Genomic DNA, 17,842 nt, shown 5'->3' on the forward strand with positions numbered 1-17,842 from the left:
TCTACAGCGGAAGTTCCGGCTCCCGCCGCGCATTTCTGCGGGCATTCGTGATCGCCGGCGAAGCGGTGGAGCGGACAAAACTCCAGCGGATCGAGGGCGCCTGCCGCGCATCCTGGCGGATCACGATCTGAGCGGTGCGGCGCGGGCCGTCATTGCCGGCCAGGGACACGCTGTCCTCGAGCTCCACCTTGTCGTCGAGCGCCTCGAAGGTCCAGACGTCGCGGTTCGGGAGCACCAGCATGACGCCGCGGGCATCGGATAGCCGGCTCGCCTTCACCGCCGGGTGCAGATGGAAGCGCAGCGCGAAATCGGCATCCGGACCCTTGAAACGTCCGCCTTGCGGCGGCGACAGCGTGTCCTCGCCGTCGATGCGCGCGCCGTCATTGGCGATCATCAGCACGCGGCGGTGGATCGCGCCGAATTTCGTGAGGTAACCGTCATGCGACGTCGTGAGCAGCGTGCCGTTCTGCACGATTTCGCGATAGCTCTCGACCTCGACCGGGCCGCTGGTGATCGGAGCGCCGTGCAGGAGCCGCTTCATCGCCGACATCTCCACGAACTGGCATGACGAGGTGTCGTGATAGGTCAGCGTCGAATGCGCTGCCGTGCCGCGTGCGAACGGCCGCCAATTGTCGCGGCCCGTGGTCGGCATGCCGCAATTGGTGACGATGCGGCTGATGCCGGAGGATAGTTCGAACGACAGGCAGCCGGCATGGGCGTCGTGGCTGACGCTGGCCGCCGGCGGCGGGCCGGTGTCGATGATCAGCGTGGTCTGGCCGGCATCGAGGCGCTGGAAACCGGTATGGGGCATATTCGACATCGGCGCGCCGTGGGTGTCGTCATAGGCAAGCAGCGTGGCGAGCAGATCCGAGGGCGTTGCGCTCATGCCGTTGAACAGCGCGAAATTGCCGTCGCCGTGGCGGAAGAAGCGCAGCATCGGCATCATGCGGTCGATCGCGTTGAGCAGCGCGGGCGGCGGCGCGATGTTGCGCGCGGCAAAGGTCTGCCGCAGCGGCAACAGGTCGATCAAGAGCTCGATCAGCGCGCCCGGGTTGCGCGAGACATGCCCGCCGTCGGGCAGGATCTGCCGCTGCAATTCATCGGAGAGCTTTTTCGAGGTGCTGCGGATGTGACTTGCCTGGTTGGCGAGGCACAGCGCCGCATAGCACAGCGCGATCAGCACCTGGAGCTTCGGCACTCCGTCGGGAATGTTGACCATGGTGTAGCGCAGCAAGCGGATTTCGCGCGCCAGCGCGCGCAGATAGCGGCGGTAGAATTTGTTGTCGGTGTCGTTGAGCACCAGCGGCGCCTGCGACAGCAGGGAGATCACGCGTCGCGCAAGTACGTCGGCGCGTCGCGCGACGGGACGGCGCTTGCTGGCAGGGTTGGCGATCCAGTCCTCGATCAGCGAGCGCGCATTCGCGCGCGTCAGCGCGGTGTCGGCGGCGCGCAAATGGCGCAGCCAGCCGAAGCCGAGCAGCGCAACCTCCCAATCCTCCGACGGAGGCTCGAGATCGAAGATCGAACGGCCGTGGCAATTGACGATCTTGCCGGCGAAGACGAAGCGGCCGGCATAGATCTCGGCGGCGCGGGTCGCATCCGCGGTGCGCAGATCATGCGGCGCGATGATCAGCCGGTCGGCGCGGCCGGGCCAGACCCGCGACAGGGCGACGGAACCGCCGCTCGCGCGCGCGAGCATGTTCCGCGCGAAGCGGTTCATCACCAGCGTCGAGATACGTCTGCGTTGAGCGACCGACACGCCTTGCCTTGATGGGGGAGAGGATTCCGACGAATCCTTATTAATCCCAAAATCGGACGGCCGACACCACCTTGAACGACGCGAATCAGCGCCGTGGTTGCAAAATCCAGTGCAAAATCAGGATTTAACGAGCCGGGCCGCGAAAAATCCGTCGAGCCCACCGAGCTTGGGATCTGCGTTCGGCAGATGGCTGGGCAGAGTGCGCAGATCGCCCTCGGCGGTGACGATCTCGCTGAGTCCCGACACCTCGGACGCATCGATCGGAACCCGGCGAAGCCCAGGCTCTGCGGCCAGCAGCGCGGCGACCGCATGCTCGCCCTCTTCGGGTTCCAGCGAGCAGGTACAGTAGACCAGCGTCCCGCCGGGCTTGAGCAGCGAGACCGATTTTTGCAGCAGCCGCCGCTGGAGCGCGGTCATTGCGGCGATGTCGGATTCCTGCCGAAGCCAGGATACGTCGGGGTGGCGGCGGATCGTCCCGGTCGAGGTGCAGGGCGCATCGATCAGGACGCCGTCGAAGCCCTCGGCAGGACCCGCCCATTCTGCGGCGTCGGCGACGACGGTCTCGGCCTGGAGCGACAACCGCGTCAGATTCTCGCGCAGCCGCGCCACCCGGGCGGGCGAGCGGTCGATGGCCGTGACGTGCGCACCGGCCTGCGCCAGTTGCGCGGTCTTGCCGCCGGGAGCGGCGCAGAGATCGGCGATGGATTTGCCCTTGATGTCGCCGAACAGCCGGGCCGGCAGCGCAGCGGCGGCGTCCTGCACCCACCATTGTCCTTCGGCGAAGCCGGGAAGCGTGGTCACCGCACCGTGCAGCACCGTACGCACCGATCCGGTCGGCAGCACTTCGCCATGGAGCCGGCTCGCCCATTGCGCGGCGTCCGACTTCACGGTGAGATCCAGCGAAGGATCGTGGCTGAGCGCGAGCGCCATGTCTCTTGCGACTGTCTCGCCGTAATGCGCGCTCCAGCGCGCGAGCATCCAGGGAGGCAGGTCCAGCGACTGCGCGGCAACCTCGTCCACCAGCGCCTTGCCCTCGCGGGCGCAGCGGCGCAGCACGGCGTTGACGAGGCCGGCATAGCGCGCGGCGCGCCGGTCGGATTGCACAAGGCGAACGGAGAGATCCACGGCCGCGTGATCGGGCACGTCCATCCAGAGGATCTGGGCGGCGCCGATCAACAGCGCGCTTTGCGCGCGCGGCGCGTCGGAGGGAATGCCTTTGTCGAGCAAGCGGGACAGCACATGGCCGAGCGTGCCGAGCCGGCGCAGCACGGTGGCGACCAGGCGGCGCATCAGCGCGCGGTCGCGGTCGGGGAGCGTCTTCAGTCCGGGATGGGCGCCGCTGCCGTCGAGCTGCTCGTCAAGCGTGCGGTGCTTTTGCAGCACGCCGTCGACGATGTCGGCGGCAATCCGCCGCGCCGCGAGACCGGGCACTTCGGATGGAGGAGCGAAACGTTGAGAAGGCATGCGGCTTAAGGTTCTTAGCGGGCGGCAGTTCCGCCGATACGGGCGCATGCCTTGAGAAAGCGATCTCTCGCACGCGAATATGCCAAATGTAAGAATCGCTTCCGGCTTTTTCAGCCCTCCGGGCCCGATTTCAGGAATGCGTTATTGGGCGTCGCGCTGTGCCTCGCCCTGCGCTAGAAAGCCCAGCGATGAGTGACCAGCCTCCCGTTTCCGACCGCAAGCAGCTCACGCCGGCCGCCCAGCGTGCGCTGGCCGAGGCCGAAGCGCGCCGGCAGGCTGCGGCAGTCCGAGCCAAAAATGACGGCCAGGCGGCGCCAAAGGAGTTGCAGGGCCCAAAAGGACCCGAGCCGACCCGCTATGGCGATTGGGAGCGCAAAGGCATCGCTTCCGACTTCTGAAGCTTGTCTTTTGAGGCTCGCTTGCCGGACTGCCCGACTCAGCCCTAGCGTGCGCGGATGTCGCGTTTCGATCCAAGCCATCCATATCGGCCTTCATACAGCGGCTCGCCATTCGGTCGCCGTTTCTCAGGCCTGTTGCCGTGGATGTTCGTGGTCGGAATCGTGGTGGCCGTGGTGTTCACGTTCCGGCACGGGATGAACTGGCCGTTCCCTCGTGCGACTGACGGTCAATCGCGGGACGCCGAAATCATCTTACAGCAGGCAAGTCCTGACGTCCGTGAGCCGGTCGAGGTCGTTCGCACCATTGACGGCGACACCTTTCTCGCACGCGTTCGTCAGCGCAACGGCCGCGATCTCGTCGTGCGCGTTCGCCTGCGCGGCATCGATGCACCCGAGATGAAAGCCTCCTGCCAGCAGGAGCTGGACAAGGCCGAAGCCGCGGCCCGCGCATTGCGCGATCTGCTCGGGCAAGGTGGCGTGGTGATCACCAATCTCGGCTCCGATAAATATGGCCGCGTTCTCGCCGACGTCGCGACAAAACGCACGGCCAGTGTCTCGGCGGCGTTGCTCGCCGGCGGTTACGCGCGAAGCTACAATGGCGGCCATCGCGACGGCTGGTGCACGCGGAGCTGGCGCTTCTGGTGACAAAAAAAGCCGCGTCGAAAGACGCGGCTCTTGCCGTCTCACCCCAATGCCGGCGATCAGCGCGTCACGACCACCGTCGTGCCGACCGAGACGCGGCTGTAGAGATCGGTGATGTCGTCGTTGAGCATGCGGATGCAGCCATAGGAGACGAAGCCGCCGATCGAGCCCGGCACGTTGGTCCCGTGGATGGCATATTCACCGCCGGACAGCGTCATCGCCGCGACGCCCATCGGATTGCGTGGCGAGCCGCCCGGGATGACGTCGGGGATGGTCGGCTTGTCGCGCTTCACCTCGGCGGGCGGCGCCCAGGCCGGGTTGCGGTACTTGCCGTCGATGCGGGTGGTGCCGGCCCACTGCTTCCCGGACTTGCCGACGCCGACCGGGTAGCGCACGGCGTGGCCGCTATCGAGAACGAGATAGAGCCGACGCTCGTTGGTTTTGACCACGATGGTGCCCGGCGAATAGTCGGCCAGGTGTGTCCCCACCATTTCCGGCCGCGCCTGCGCCGCCGTCGACATCAAGACCCCAGCCCCGACGGTGGCGGCCAGCGCCACAGCAATCCTCATCGACATCGATTTTCCCCTTGCCCCGAACGGACCGTCCAAAATTACGCAAAACCGGCAATCGCTGGCTCGCCAAGTCCTTGTCGCAAGTCTTGTCGCAAGTCCTTGTCAGGCGACATTCTTAACCGCGCCTGTTAACCGGATGGTTTCCACGCACGGCCGCCAAGGGCCAGCCAGCAGGGGGAACAAAGGAAATGTTCGAAACAAAGTAAATGACCTGAAAACAACACTCGGCCGGAAAGATGCCCGGGCGCCAGGGCGCGGCCTGACAAGTGCGTGACGATGTGAACGGCCGTTGTTTCAGGGGCGGTGATGCGGGAGGCGGTCCGTGTCCCGGACGCGGCGCAACGCGAAGCGGTGCGACGCCGAGCCGGGACCCCGAAAGCCACAGTGTCTGCCGTTGCATGGCCCGGCTCAGCAGCGCACCGCTAAAGAGCGCTGCGCTGCGTCCGGGGCACGAGACTGCCTTACGCGGACTTCTTGTTCTGTCGGTTCTTGACGAGGTCGTCGACCACGCCGGGATCGGCCAAGGTCGAGGTGTCGCCCAGGCTGCCCGGCTCGTCCTCGGCGATCTTGCGCAGGATGCGGCGCATGATCTTGCCGGAGCGGGTCTTTGGCAGGCCGGGCGAGAACTGGATTTGGTCGGGCGCAGCAATCGGGCCGATCTCCTTGCGCACCCAGGTGACGAGCTCCTTGCGCAGTTCGTCGGTCGGCTCGATGCCGGCCATCAGGGTCACATAGGCGTAGATGCCCTGGCCCTTGATGTCGTGCGGGTAACCGACCACAGCGGCTTCCGAGACCTTCTCGTGTGCGACCAGGGCACTCTCGACTTCCGCCGTGCCCATGCGGTGGCCGGAGACGTTGATGACGTCGTCGACGCGGCCGGTGATCCAGTAATAACCGTCGGCATCGCGCCGGCAGCCGTCGCCGGTGAAATATTTGCCCTTGTAGGTCGAGAAATAGGTCTGCTCGAAGCGGGCGTGGTCGCCATAGACCGTGCGCATCTGGCCCGGCCATGACCTCGTCAGGCACAGATTGCCTGATGTCTCGCCGTCCAGCACGTTGCCGTCGGCGTCGACGATCTCGGGCACCACGCCGAAGAACGGCTGCGTCGCCGAGCCCGGCTTGAGCTTCGTGGCGCCGGGCAGGGGCGTGATCAAAATGCCGCCGGTCTCGGTCTGCCACCAGGTGTCGACGATCGGGCAGCGGTCGTCGCCGACGACGCGGTGATACCACTCCCAGGCTTCCGGATTGATCGGCTCGCCGACCGAGCCGAGCAGGCGCAGGCTGGCGCGCGAGGTCTTCTTCACGGGCGCGTCGCCGCTCTGCATCAGCGCGCGGATCGCGGTCGGCGCGGTGTAGAAGATGTTGACCTTGTGCTTGTCGATCACGTTCCAGAATCGCGAATTATCCGGGTAATTCGGCACGCCTTCGAACATCAGCGTGGTCGCGCCGTTGGCGAGCGGCCCGTACAGAATGTAGCTGTGGCCGGTGACCCAGCCGACGTCGGCGGTGCACCAGTAGACGTCGCCATCGTGATAGTCGAAGACGTATTGATGCGTCATCGCGGCGAACACGAGATAGCCGGCGGAGGTGTGCAGCACGCCCTTGGGTTGGCCGGTCGAGCCTGAGGTGTAGAGGATGAACAGCGGATCTTCCGCGTGCATGTGCTCGACCGGGCACTCGGTCGTCACCATCTTGGCGGCGTCGTGGTACCAGAGGTCGCGCGAGGGATTCATTTCGACCGCGCCGCCGGTGCGCTTGACCACGACGACCCAGTCGACGCCGTCTGCCTTGGCGAGCGCGGCGTCGACATTGGCCTTCAGCGGCACTTTCCTGCCGCCGCGCAGGCCCTCATCCGCGGTGATGATCACCTTGGATTGGCAGTCGTTGATGCGCTGCGCGAGGCTGTCGGGCGAGAAGCCGGCGAACACCACGGAGTGAATTGCGCCGATCCGCGCGCAGGCCAGCATCGCGTAGGCCGCCTCCGGAATCATCGGCAGGTAGATGGTGACGCGGTCGCCCTTCTTGACGTTCCGGGTGCGCAGGATGTTGGCCATCCGGCAGACCTCGTCGTGCAGCTCCTTGTAAGTGATGTGCCGGGATTGCGAGGGATCGTCGCCTTCCCAGATGATCGCGGTCTGGTTGGCCCGGCTGTGGAGATGCCGGTCGATGCAATTATGGGCGACGTTGAGGATGCCGTCCTCGAACCATTTGATGGAGATGTTGCCCGGCGCGAAGGAGACGTTCTCGATCTTCGTCGGAGCGTGCATCCAGTCGATGCGCTTGGCCTGCTCGGCCCAGAAGGCGTTCGGGTCCGAGATCGAGCGGGCGTACATGTCCTTGTATTTGGCCTGGTCGACCCAGGCGCGCTTCGCCCATTCCGCGGGGACGTCGTAGATCTTCTCGGACATGTTTCCCTCCACATGCGGCAAGCCGAGCGCAGACCACTGGCGAGCCGACTTGATCCTTGAACCGATTATGCGTCGGGCTAACCGGACCCGACAAGGTGCACAAGCTGGACCTTCGGCGAGCAGCCTGCCATGCGGAGGATCAAGCCGTTTCGTGCGACTGTCGCAGTTTTGAAACAGGGCGACGGGCGGCTTTCGGGTCTTTACCCAGATCCTCGGAAGGGGCCCGCGCAGAGCGCCATGCACCGTGCAGAGGTATTTAGAAACCGCCTCTCACTGATTCGGGACTCGCAATGCGGTTCGGAACACCCTAAATGGCCAACCCGGGTCCAACGAGACCCCATGGAACAAAAATCAGAACAGCGGCATTGACCGATAACAGACAGGGCAAAGGCATAAGACTATGATGGATCAGCGGAATTTCGGGACGATGCGGCCCGCTTCAGCCGATCCTGCTGCCATTGCGCTGGCCAAAGCCCTCGGACAATGGCCGAAGCCGGCCGGTTCCGGCCGTCCCAGCCCGAAAAAAGCGTTCGACACGGCACCTGCGACGACGGTCGAGGCCCTCGCCAGGGAACTGGGCCTGCGGCTCGGTGACCAGAACGAGCTGACCATTCGCCGCATCAGGCGCGGCAAGGGCTATTCGTTCGTGCGACCCAACGGGGTCCACATCCGCGATGCCCGCATCATTCGGCGGCTGCATTCCATGGCGGTGCCGCCGGCCTATCGCGAGGTGCGCTACTCGGCCGATCCGAGCACGCATCTCCAGGCGGTGGGACGCGATGCCGCGGGCCGGCTGCAATATCGCTATCACGCCGATTGGGAGAAGGTCCGCGAGCAACGCAAGGCGCATCGTCTGGAAAAACTCGTCGGCGCGCTGCCCAAGATCCGGCGCAAGGTCTCGGCGTTCCTGTCGGGCGACGAGCCGACCCGCGAATTCGCGCTCTCGGCCGTCATCGAACTGATTGCGCGCACCGCGATCCGCCCCGGCAACGAATCCTATGCCCGTCTCAACGGCACCCGCGGAGCCACCACGCTGCTGAAGTCCAACGTCTCGCTGGAAGACGACAGCTTCGTGCTGACCTTCAAGGCGAAGGGCGGCAAGGCGGTACGCAAAGAGTGCGACGCGGCCAAGCTCGTGCGTGCCATCGGGATTTTGCAGGGCGTTCCGGGCAAGCGCATGTTCCAGTATCGCGATGCCTACGGCATCGTGCGCGCGGTCAGCACCACGCAGGTGAACGCGTTTCTGCGCGAGATCGCCGGCATCAAGATATCGCTAAAGGATTTCCGCACGCTGATGGCCTCTGCCGTGGTCGTGGAATCGTTGTCGCGGATCACGCCCGCGACCAGCCAGCGTGGCCGCAAGAAGCAGGTGCTGGAGGCGATCCGGGGCGCTGCCGATCAGCTCTCCAACACGCCGGCGATCTGCCGCAAGAGCTATGTTCACGACACCATCGTCACCGCGTTCGAAGACGGCATCCTCGAACGCTTCGCCGCGACCATGAAGGGCCAGCGTTCGCAGGCCAGGCGCGAGCAGCTTTTGCAGCAGGTGGTGGCGACCGCGGCGGTCTGACCTTCTTCTGTCGCTACGCCTTGGTGGATACGCCGTTGTCGGGACCTGGATCGCTGCCCGCGGCTGCGGTCGTGAGCCGTCCCAGATAATGCGCCCATCCCGTCGCGTGGGCGGCAGCCTGTTCCTCGGTCGGCAGCCCGCTATGGGTCATGCGCAGCAATGTGCCGCCGTCGCGTTCGATCAGGTCGATCTCGATCAGGCTCGAGCCGGGCGGCACTTCCTGACCACCCTCCCATCCAAACGTGTAGGCGAGCCGATGCACCGGCACGACCTCGCGGAACGCGCCGCGGGCGACGCCGCCGCGGGGGCCGATGCCTTTGAGCAGATATAGCCCGCCGGGATGCGGCTCCGTGGTCGCGTCGGAACCCATCCAGCTCAAAATCTTCTCGGGGTCGGTCAGGTAAGCGAAAACGGTGGCCCGTGGGGCGGCGATCTGGGTCTCGCGTCGCACTATGAACGGTTCGGTCATCGGCGATCATCCCTGGCTGACTGTGGGACATGGCGGCCCTCGGGCGGCCCGTCAAGGATTGCCCGTGACAAAGAGGGCCTGCCTTCGCCATGATCGGGCCATGCAGCTCTCGCCGACGCTCGCCTGGCTTGTCGATGTCGCCGCCGATAGCACCGGGGCCGACCGCTTGCTCGCGGATCTCGGCGCACATCTGGTCGCCGACGGCGTGCCGCTTGCGGCAGGCAGCCTGACGTTGGGGGTGCCGCATCCGTTGATCGCGAAGCGGACCTGGTTGTGGCGCGCGGAGAACGGCCGGGTGATCGAAGCGCTCGGCTTCGCACCAGGCGGCCTCGCGCCCGACCCGCCCAACGATGCCGGCCGCCGCTGGCTGCGCGACATCGCGGCCGGTGAGGTGCACGAAGACGCGGTCGGACGGCCCGACGGGCCATTGCTCGGCTGGATCGGGCCGCGTCCGTTCACCGCAGACGAGACCGAGCAGTTGCGCCAGGCCGCGCGCTTTGCCGCGACGCCCCTTGCGGTGCTTGCCGCGCGCGCCACGTTGCGCGCGACGCTTGATGCCTATCTTGGCAAGCGCAGCGCGGAGCGGGTGCTGGCGGCACCCCTGCGGCGCGATCTCGGCGAGACCATTCAGGCCGCGCTGCTCTATGCCGACCTGCGCAATTTCACGCTCCTGTCGGAAACCACGCCACCTGCCGGCGTCATCGCGGCGCTCGATGCATGGTTCGATCGAATCGCCGGCGCGATCCACGCCTTCGGCGGCGAGGTGCTGAAATTCATCGGCGACGGCGTGCTCGCCATCTTTCCGGTGGTCGGGGCGTCACCGCGCCAAGCGTGCGATGCAGCTCTGCGTGCCGCGAGCGCAGCCGAAGCCGGAATGACGTATCTCAACGCGGAGCGCCGTGCCCAAGGTCTGCCGCCGCTCGCGTTCGGTGCGGCGCTGCATCTCGGCGAGATGCTATGGGGCAATATCGGCGCCGCCAACCGGCTCGATTTCACGGCGATCGGTCCCGCCGTCAATCTCGCCAGCCGGCTCGAAGGATTGTGCAAGCCGCTCGGCAGAACCGTGCTGGTGTCGGGCGCGCTCGCCGCCGAGACGGACATGCCTCTGATCGCGCTCGGATCGCATTTGCTGCGCGGCATTGCCGCGCCATGCGAGGTGTTTGCGCTTCCGGAAACGTAAGCTCGGATATCGTAGCCCGGATGGAGCGAAGCGTAATCCGGGGTCGTGCGACATGGAGACTTTCCCGGATTGCGCTTCGCTCCATCCGGGCTACAGCAGCAACTACATCCCACCCATCTTGCAGACGAGCTTCCATTCGTCGGCCGTCACCGGCTGCACCGAGAGGCGCGAATATTTCACCAGCGCCATGTCGGCGAGCTTCTTCTCGGCCTTGATCGCGGCCATCGTCACCGGACTCTTCAACGGCTTGTCGGCCTTGATGTCGACGCAGACGAATTTTTCCGTCTTGTCGGTCGGATCGAGGTAGGCTTCCTTGATAATCTCCGCGATGCCAACGATCTCCTTGCCCTCGTTGGAATGATAGAAGAACGCCTTGTCGCCCTTCTTCATGGCGACGAGATTCTGGCGCGCGGTGTAATTGCGCACGCCGGTCCAGGCTTCGCCCTTGGCGCCTTTCGCCACCTGCTGGTCCCAGGACCACACCGATGGTTCGGATTTCACCAGCCAGTATGCCATCTTCATTCCTCTGCCTTGAAAGGTCGCGCCATCAGCCCCGAGATCGCGGCATCGATCGTGCTTCTGCCGGTCAGGATCGATGCGACGGCTTCCGATACTGGCATTTCGATGTTTTGCGAAGCCGCGAGCTCGATCAGGACCGGCGCGGTGAATTCGCCTTCGGCAAGCTTGCCGGTGGGCGGCTGCTCGCTGCGGCCAAGCGCCAGGCCGAGCGCAAAATTGCGCGATTGTGGGCTCGAGCAGGTCAAGATCAGATCGCCGAGGCCAGACAAGCCCGTGAGTGTTTCGCTGCGTGCGCCGAGCGCGCGGCCGAGGCGTGTCAGCTCGGCAAAGGCGCGGGTGGTGAGTGCGGCCTGGGCGGAAGCGCCGAGCTTGCGCCCGACCGCGATGCCGACCGCGATCGCCAGCACGTTCTTGGCGGCGCCGCCGATCTCGACGCCGCGGACATCGGTGGAGTGATAGGGCCGGAAGGTCGTCGAGCCCAGCGCCTGCACCAAGCTGTTGGCCAGCGCTTCCTCCCTCGCCGCCAGCGTGACCGCGGTCGGCAGGCCACGCGCGACATCGTCGGCAAAGCTCGGGCCCGATAGGATCGCCGGCTGCGCGTGAGGCGCGGCCTCGGCGATCACGTCGGTCATGAATTTATGGGTGCCGTGCTCGATGCCCTTGGCGCAGGCAATGATCGGCACCGGCTTTTCCAGGTGCGAGGCGAGCATGTTGACAGCACCGCGCAGATGCTGCGCGGGCACTGCGATCAGCAGCATGTCCGCGCGCGCGGCGAGGCCCAGGTCGCTCGTGACGATGATCTCCGGCGCAAGCCGAATGCCCGGCAGCCGCGGATTGTCGCGGCTCGATGCGATTCGCTTCGCGTGCTCGGGATTGCGCGCCCACAGCGTCACGTTCCGTCCGGCCCGCGCCGCCACCATCGCCAGCGCCGTGCCCCAGGCGCCCGCGCCGATCACCGTGACCGATCGGAACGCTGTCATTGCTAGAATCCCGCGCGTGTCTTGCCGTATCCGGCCGGTGCCGTCGCGTTCGCATCGAGCAGCCAGCGCGCGCGGGGCTGTGCTTCCATCGTGTCGGTCATGCCGAGTGCGAGACGTTCGGCGCCGGCCCAGGCGATCATCGCGCCGTTGTCGGTGCAGAGCGCCGGCGGCGGCATGATCAGTTGTGTTCCGGCCTTCCTCGCAACGTCATGCAGCGCGCCGCGGATCGCTTGATTGGCGGCGACGCCGCCGGCCGCCACCAGCGCACGCGGCGCACCGAACTGCTCGCGGAAAAGTTTGAGACCGACGCTCAATCGGTCGGCGGTGGAATCGAGCACGGCGGCCTGGAAGCTCGCGCAGAGATCGCTGACGTCCTGCGGCGTGATCTCGGCCAACCGGCTTGCTTCGTTGCGCACCGCCGTCTTCAATCCCGATAGCGAGAAGTTGGCGTCGGGGCGTCCCTGCAGCGGCCGCGGAAACGCAAAGCGCGCGGGATCGCCGCTGGCTGCTGCGCGCTCGACCTGCGGCCCGCCCGGATAGGGCAGCCCCAGCATCTTCGCGACCTTGTCAAAGGCCTCGCCGATCGCATCGTCGACGGTGGTGCCGAGCCGCACATACTGGCCGACGCCGGTGACCGCAACGATCTGAGTATGGCCGCCCGAGGCGAGAAACAGGCAATAGGGAAATTCGAGTGCGTCGGTCAGGCGCGGCGTCAGCGCATGCGCTTCCAGATGGTTCACCGCGACCAGCGGCGTGCCGTGCACCATCGCGATCGCCTTCGCGGTGGTGAGCCCGACGATGACGCCGCCGATCAGTCCCGGGCCCGCGGCGGCCGCGACACCGTCGAGCTGGGCGAAGTCGATGCCGGCCTCGTGCATGGCGCGGTCGATGATGCCGTCGAGCAGGTCGACATGGGCGCGGGCCGCGATCTCCGGTACCACGCCGCCGAAACGGGCATGCTCCTCGACCTGCGACCATACGATATTGGACAGGATCTTGCCGTTGCCGTCAGGCGCACGCTCGATCACCGCCGCGGCGGTCTCGTCGCAGGTGGTTTCGATGCCCAGTACCAGCATTGGCGAATTGTTATCCAATTTGCGCCCTTCTCACCCCCCCCTTGCGCTGATCCGCAAAGCAGAGTTCTGGTACGTCCGGTAGCATTCCGGGGTCGGCCAACGCAATCGTCACGCGCGGCCGTTCCTCGTGAAAGCGCCACCGCCACGTGGTTCGGGAACACAAGCGATGTCCATTCTTGTCACACGGCCGCATCCCGACAATGAGGCGACGTCGCAAAATCTCCGTGTACGGGGTCATGTGGTGCTGCTCGCGCCGGTGCTCAAGTTCGAGCCGGTCGCCTTCCATGACGAGAGTGAAACGAGCTACAGCGCCGTCATTGTCACATCGGCCAATGCGATCCGTGCCGTCGCGTCACAATTACCGGACCTTGGTCTCCTGCAACTGCCGCTGTTCGCCGTCGGCGAGCACACGGCCGCCGCCGGGCGCGATGCCGGCTTTGCCGAGGTGATCGTCGCCGGCGGCGACGCCGCGGCCCTGCGCGACAAGGTGATGCAGAGCGCGCGCGACAAGCGGCTGAAGAAAAAGAGCACGTTGCTCTATCTCGCGGGCGCGGATCTCTCGCGCGACCTCGGCGGTGAGCTGGGCGCCGAAGGCTTCAACGTCGTCACGCAGACGACCTATCGCATGGCCCCGGTCAAGCTGTTGCCGCGCGATGTCTGTGAGGGTTTTGCCGCCCATGGGATCGAGGCGGTGCTGCACTACTCCCGGCGCAGCGCGCGGGCTTTCCTGGAGGCCGCGCGGGCGGAAGGTGTCGAAATCTCGGCTCTGGCGATCCCGCAATGCTGCCTGTCCGAGACGGTCGCCGGCGTGCTGCGCGAGGCCGGTGCCTCGCAGGTTCTGGTGGCGGCGACGCCGGACGAAAATGCCTTATTTGACACCTTGGAGCGTGCTTTGCGCACCCGTTTGGCGTAAGAGGTCGGGCCGAATCCGACGCAATCGGATCCGTTCGTTCAAGGCAGGTAAGTGTGAGGAACCGTCACGATGGCCGACGACAAGCCTGAAGACGCAGGATTGGCTCCCGAGTCCGGCCGCGCCAAGCGCATCCCGCCCACCATCGACCTCGAGGCAACCGAAGTCTCGACCCAGCCGCAGGAGGTGGCGGGCGAGCCTCAGGCCCCGACCGAACAGGCCGCGCATGAGCAGGGCAAGTCTGAAGTAGACAAGTCCGAACAAGCCAATGCCGAGCCGCAGCCCGAACCTGCCGAAGAGGAATCTTCCGTTGCGTCCGCGTCGGTCTCGCCGTCGATTTCACCCTGGGTTATCGCTCCGTTCTCCGGCGCCGTCGCAGCCGCCATTGTGATCGCGGTCGGCTGGATGCTGGGCTGGCCTGCGGTGCAGGCGCCGCCGGCTGCTCCGCAAGTTACGGGCGCAGCCGTCGACGCGCTGAGCGGACGCGTTGCCGCGGTCGAAGCCAAGGCGGGCAAGCCTGCCGCCGATCCGGCCATGGTGGCGCGGATCGACGCGCTGGAGAAATCCGCAACGAGCCTGCGCAGCGACATCGCCAATCTGCGCACGCAGTCCGACAAAACGGCAAGCGCCCTGAACGACGCGACATCGGCGCCGCGCGCTGCCGCGCCTGATCTTGCCGCTCTCAACGACCGCCTCGCGCAACTCGAGCGTGCCAGCAAGACCGAACGTGCGGAACTCGCACAGCAGGGCGAGAAGATCGCCGACGCAAAGGCGACGGACGACAAGCCGCTGCGCCATGTGGTGGCGGCAGCCCTGCTCGACGTCGCCGTTCGCCACGGTGACGCTTATGTGTCGCAACTCGCTGCGGCGCGGTCGCTGGCAGCAAAGCCGGATATGCTGAAGCCGCTCGACACCTTTGCATCGTCAGGCATTCCGACGCCGGTTGCGCTCAGTCGCGAGCTCCTCAACATCGTGCCAAAATTGTCGCCGCCGGCGGAAGCCCCGGCCAGCGGCACCGGAATTGTCGAGCGCCTTCAAGCGGGGGCGTCAAAACTCGTCCGCATCGAGCGTACCGATGGGGTCGGCAACGATCGCGGCGCCATCGTCGCGCGGGTGACGGCGGCTGCGTTGCGCAACGATTTCGTCGAGGCCCGGCGCGAGTTGAAGACGCTGCCCGAGGCCGATCGTGCACCGGCGCAAGCCTGGCTCGACAAGGCCGATGCCCGTGACGCCGCGCTCGCCGCCTCACGCAAATTCGCCGACGCCGCCATGGCGGATCTCGTCAAGCCTGGTCAATAAAGGTTCGCGCAACAATCAGCGCGTATAGGGATCGTCATGCTTCGCATCGTCCTCTTCCTCGTCCTGATCGCGCTGGCGGCGGCCGGCGCGGCCTGGGTTGCCGATCAGCCCGGCGACCTCGTCCTGACCGCGGGCGCTTTCCGCGTCACAACAACGCTTCCCCGATTCGTGTTCTTGCTTGGCCTCTTTGCCGCGGCAGTCGTGCTGGTCTGGAGCCTGCTGACGATGGTCTGGCGCGCTCCGGGACGTCTGCGCCGCCGTCGTCACGAAAGGCGTCATGCTCGCGGTCGCCACGCCATCACCCACGGCCTGCTTGCGATCGGCCATGGCGACACCGCGCTTGCCCGTCGTCACGCCGATACCGCGCGGCGGCTGGCCGCAAACGATCCGCTTGCGCTTCTCTTGCATGCGCAATCCGCGCAGCTCGAGGGCAATCGCGACGAGGCCCAGCGTGTCTTCCGTGCCATGGCCGAGCGCGAGGACACGCGCCTGCTCGGTCTGCGCGGCCTGTTCATCGAGGCGCAGCGCGCCGACGATGCGGTCGGCGCGGTGATGATCGCCGAGGAAGCCATCAAGCTGTCGCCGTCCTCGACCTGGGCCTCGCAGGCGGTGCTCGGCTTCCGCTGCGCGCGCGGTGACTGGAGTGGCGCGCTCGCGATCCTCGATTCGAATCTGTCCGCGGGCCTGATCGACAAGCAGGCCTATCGCCGGCAGCGCGGCGTGCTGCTCGCCGCCCGCGCGCTGGAATTGGAAACGATGGACCGCGACGTCGCGCGCGAGAGCGTGATGCAGGCGGTCAAGCTCGCGCCGACCCTGGTTCCGGCCGCGGTGCTCGCTGCAAAATTCGAGAGCGAGGCGCATCAGGTGCGACGCGCCATGAAGCTGGTGGAAACCGCCTGGCTCGCCAATCCGCATCCTGATCTTGCGGATGCCTATGCGCATGTGAAGCTCGGCGATTCCGCGCGGCAGCGCTTGCAGCGCATCGAGACGCTCGCTGCCAAGATTCCTGCCGACAAGGCTGGTTATGTCGAGGGCCAGCTGGCGATCGCGCGCGCCGCGATCGATGCGTCTGAGTTCGCCCGTGCGCGCGCGGTGCTGGCGCCTTACGTCAACGATCCGACCCAGCGCGTGGCGCTGCTGATGGCCGAGCTCGAGCGCACGGAGCATGGTGACGGTGGCCGGGCCCGCGCCTGGACCTTGCGCGCGGTGCGCGCCCGCCATGATCCGGCCTGGACCGCGGACGGTTATGTCAGCGATCGCTGGCGTCCGGTTTCCCCGGTCACCGGCCGCCTCGACGCCTTCCAGTGGCAAACGCCGGTCGCTAGCCTTCCTTCCGGCAAGGGCGACACGATCGAATCCTCGGCCTTCGAGGAAGCCATGCTGGCCGCCCCGCCGCCGAAGCGGGTGACGGCTGCCCCGAGCGAGAGCTCCGTGGAACCGGCTGTCATCGCGCCGGATCCGGCGCCTGCCGCGCAGGACAATTCGCCGCCCCTTGAGACCCAGGAAATCCTAGAGGAAACCGCCAAGGAGACCGCCAAAGAAACCGTCAAGGGAGAGCCGGCCGTCACGCCAGCCGAGCCGGTCAAACCGGCCCCTGAGGTCGCCGAATCATCGCCCGCGGCGGCGACGCCGGTGTTCAGGACACGCGCCGACCTCGGCAAACCTGCACCAGCACCTATTCCCGCCGTCATCCCGATCGTCCGCGCTCCGGATGATCCCGGGATCGATGACGAAGGTCCGAGCGATGAATTTACGGAACAAATCGGTACGCCCAGGGACCATGCAAAGGCCCAGGCCGGCGGCTGGCGCGGATTCTGGTCTCGCTGGGGCGGGTGAGCGGCATTTGGGAGCCGGCGCCACCTTGCCAATTCGGGCCCCGCCCGATATCAGGAGCGCGCGTATCGGGACCGGCCTCGCGCGGGCCCCGGCAGAGTTCGCCGCAATAGCTCAGTTGGTAGAGCACGTCATTCGTAATGACGGGGTCGGGGGTTCGAATCCCTCTTGCGGCACCAGCGCCCCAGCTCATTTGCTCTCCGCAAGCCAGGCGTTCTGACCGGGGCATTCGGTCACCGTGAACGCACGGCAGCATGAGTGATCGCAATCACATAACCTGTGGCCCGTCTCCCGTAGTGTTTCGAGCACGCCAAACACGGGGAGATTTCATATGCGCAAGATCATTCTGGTGGCCGCCATGGTGCTGGTCTCTGCATCTGCCCAGGCCGAAGGACCGCGCAGCCTGTCGCTGTCCTCTGCCAACGGGCAGGCTTCGGTTCAGCAAACGGCGCCGGCGCTTGCTGCCACGCCGACACAGGTGAGCGAAGCAGCGCCTGCTGTCGAAGCTCCGAAATATCTCGATCGCCCGCCGGCGGTTTCGCTTACGACGCCTGCGGCGGCCGCCACACCCACGACCACGACGACCTCAGCGCCCGCGACGACCCAACCCGCCGCGAAGACGACGGCCAAGGCGGACAAGCCGAAGCACAAGCGTACATGGACCGAAGGCCGCATCATCAGCGAACTGCATCGACACGGCATCTACTGGTAAGGGGCATTGGTCCCAAAAAGGACATGGCCGGGACAAGCCCGGCCATGACGC

16 protein-coding genes and 1 tRNA gene are annotated in these 17,842 nt (G+C 66.3%); 9 read left to right on the plus strand and 8 right to left on the minus strand.

Annotation, left to right across the window (positions count from 1 at the left end):
• Position 1: 1 nt before the first annotated feature.
• Together BRA471DRAFT_RS01445 and BRA471DRAFT_RS01450 are read right to left on the minus strand one after the other, a co-directional pair.
• Entirely contained in the window at positions 2 to 1,720 is a 1,719-nt protein-coding gene (locus BRA471DRAFT_RS01445; RefSeq protein ID WP_007604125.1) for a heparinase II/III family protein, read from the minus strand.
• A 156-nt stretch (positions 1,721 to 1,876) separates the two neighbouring features.
• Positions 1,877 to 3,223, minus strand: coding sequence for an RsmB/NOP family class I SAM-dependent RNA methyltransferase (locus tag BRA471DRAFT_RS01450; protein WP_007604126.1), 1,347 nt, complete (start codon positions 3,221 to 3,223; stop codon positions 1,877 to 1,879).
• A gap of 188 nt (positions 3,224 to 3,411) precedes the next feature.
• Between BRA471DRAFT_RS01450 and BRA471DRAFT_RS01455 the strand changes: the two genes are divergently transcribed.
• Together BRA471DRAFT_RS01455 and BRA471DRAFT_RS01460 are read left to right on the plus strand one after the other, a co-directional pair.
• Positions 3,412 to 3,621 carry a DUF1674 domain-containing protein gene (locus BRA471DRAFT_RS01455; protein ID WP_007604127.1) on the plus strand — a complete coding sequence of 70 codons (210 nt, stop codon included), beginning with the start codon at positions 3,412 to 3,414 and terminating at the stop codon, positions 3,619 to 3,621.
• 57 nt (positions 3,622 to 3,678) lie between these two features.
• Positions 3,679 to 4,266 carry a thermonuclease family protein gene (locus BRA471DRAFT_RS01460; RefSeq protein WP_035973480.1) on the plus strand — a complete coding sequence of 196 codons (588 nt, stop codon included), beginning with the start codon at positions 3,679 to 3,681 and terminating at the stop codon, positions 4,264 to 4,266.
• A gap of 56 nt (positions 4,267 to 4,322) precedes the next feature.
• On the opposite strand, the gene BRA471DRAFT_RS01465 is transcribed toward BRA471DRAFT_RS01460, so the two are convergent.
• Both BRA471DRAFT_RS01465 and acs read right to left on the minus strand, forming a co-directional pair.
• Positions 4,323 to 4,838 carry a L,D-transpeptidase gene (locus BRA471DRAFT_RS01465; RefSeq protein ID WP_035973481.1) on the minus strand — a complete coding sequence of 172 codons (516 nt, stop codon included), beginning with the start codon at positions 4,836 to 4,838 and terminating at the stop codon, positions 4,323 to 4,325.
• A 458-nt stretch (positions 4,839 to 5,296) separates the two neighbouring features.
• Positions 5,297 to 7,243, minus strand: coding sequence for an acetate--CoA ligase (acs, locus tag BRA471DRAFT_RS01470; protein WP_007604130.1), 1,947 nt, complete (start codon positions 7,241 to 7,243; stop codon positions 5,297 to 5,299).
• 400 nt (positions 7,244 to 7,643) lie between these two features.
• Between acs and BRA471DRAFT_RS01475 the strand changes: the two genes are divergently transcribed.
• Positions 7,644 to 8,813, plus strand: coding sequence for a DNA topoisomerase IB (locus tag BRA471DRAFT_RS01475; protein ID WP_007604131.1), 1,170 nt, complete (start codon positions 7,644 to 7,646; stop codon positions 8,811 to 8,813).
• A 13-nt stretch (positions 8,814 to 8,826) separates the two neighbouring features.
• Here BRA471DRAFT_RS01475 and BRA471DRAFT_RS01480 read toward each other — a convergent pair whose 3' ends face one another.
• Positions 8,827 to 9,282 (minus strand): SRPBCC domain-containing protein, encoded by a 456-nt coding sequence (locus BRA471DRAFT_RS01480; protein WP_007604132.1) that lies wholly within the window; start codon positions 9,280 to 9,282, stop codon positions 8,827 to 8,829.
• A 100-nt stretch (positions 9,283 to 9,382) separates the two neighbouring features.
• Between BRA471DRAFT_RS01480 and BRA471DRAFT_RS01485 the strand changes: the two genes are divergently transcribed.
• Positions 9,383 to 10,462 (plus strand): adenylate/guanylate cyclase domain-containing protein, encoded by a 1,080-nt coding sequence (locus tag BRA471DRAFT_RS01485; protein WP_007604133.1) that lies wholly within the window; start codon positions 9,383 to 9,385, stop codon positions 10,460 to 10,462.
• Between the two features lie 102 nt (positions 10,463 to 10,564).
• Here BRA471DRAFT_RS01485 and BRA471DRAFT_RS01490 read toward each other — a convergent pair whose 3' ends face one another.
• Genes BRA471DRAFT_RS01490 through tsaD form a run of 3 tightly spaced genes read right to left on the minus strand, consistent with a single transcriptional unit; the run spans position 10,565 to position 13,037 of the window.
• Positions 10,565 to 10,978: an EVE domain-containing protein gene (locus tag BRA471DRAFT_RS01490; protein WP_007604134.1), complete on the minus strand. Its 414-nt coding sequence runs from the start codon at positions 10,976 to 10,978 to the stop codon at positions 10,565 to 10,567.
• Between the two features lie 2 nt (positions 10,979 to 10,980).
• A complete protein-coding gene (locus BRA471DRAFT_RS01495) occupies positions 10,981 to 11,961 on the minus strand; it encodes an NAD(P)H-dependent glycerol-3-phosphate dehydrogenase (protein WP_007604135.1) in 981 nt (326 codons plus the stop codon).
• 2 nt (positions 11,962 to 11,963) lie between these two features.
• Positions 11,964 to 13,037 carry a tRNA (adenosine(37)-N6)-threonylcarbamoyltransferase complex transferase subunit TsaD gene (tsaD, locus tag BRA471DRAFT_RS01500; RefSeq protein ID WP_007604136.1) on the minus strand — a complete coding sequence of 358 codons (1,074 nt, stop codon included), beginning with the start codon at positions 13,035 to 13,037 and terminating at the stop codon, positions 11,964 to 11,966.
• A gap of 166 nt (positions 13,038 to 13,203) precedes the next feature.
• On the opposite strand from tsaD, the gene BRA471DRAFT_RS01505 reads away from it, so the two are divergent.
• From BRA471DRAFT_RS01505 to BRA471DRAFT_RS01525, 5 genes are all read left to right on the plus strand, one after another.
• The gene (locus tag BRA471DRAFT_RS01505) at positions 13,204 to 13,950 is read left to right on the plus strand and encodes a uroporphyrinogen-III synthase (protein WP_007604138.1); all 747 of its coding nucleotides are present in this window, start codon (positions 13,204 to 13,206) and stop codon (positions 13,948 to 13,950) included.
• Between the two features lie 69 nt (positions 13,951 to 14,019).
• Positions 14,020 to 15,246 (plus strand): COG4223 family protein, encoded by a 1,227-nt coding sequence (locus BRA471DRAFT_RS01510; RefSeq protein WP_007604139.1) that lies wholly within the window; start codon positions 14,020 to 14,022, stop codon positions 15,244 to 15,246.
• Between the two features lie 36 nt (positions 15,247 to 15,282).
• Complete coding sequence (locus BRA471DRAFT_RS01515; RefSeq protein WP_007604140.1) at positions 15,283 to 17,082, plus strand: heme biosynthesis HemY N-terminal domain-containing protein; 1,800 nt, start codon at positions 15,283 to 15,285, stop codon at positions 17,080 to 17,082.
• Positions 17,083 to 17,182: 100 nt separating this feature from the next.
• Positions 17,183 to 17,258, plus strand: a tRNA-Thr gene (locus tag BRA471DRAFT_RS01520).
• 152 nt (positions 17,259 to 17,410) lie between these two features.
• Positions 17,411 to 17,791 (plus strand): hypothetical protein, encoded by a 381-nt coding sequence (locus BRA471DRAFT_RS01525; RefSeq protein WP_007604142.1) that lies wholly within the window; start codon positions 17,411 to 17,413, stop codon positions 17,789 to 17,791.
• Positions 17,792 to 17,842 lie beyond the last annotated feature (51 nt).

It is taken from the genome of Bradyrhizobium sp. WSM471, from assembly GCF_000244915.1.
GTDB lineage: Bacteria > Pseudomonadota > Alphaproteobacteria > Rhizobiales > Xanthobacteraceae > Bradyrhizobium.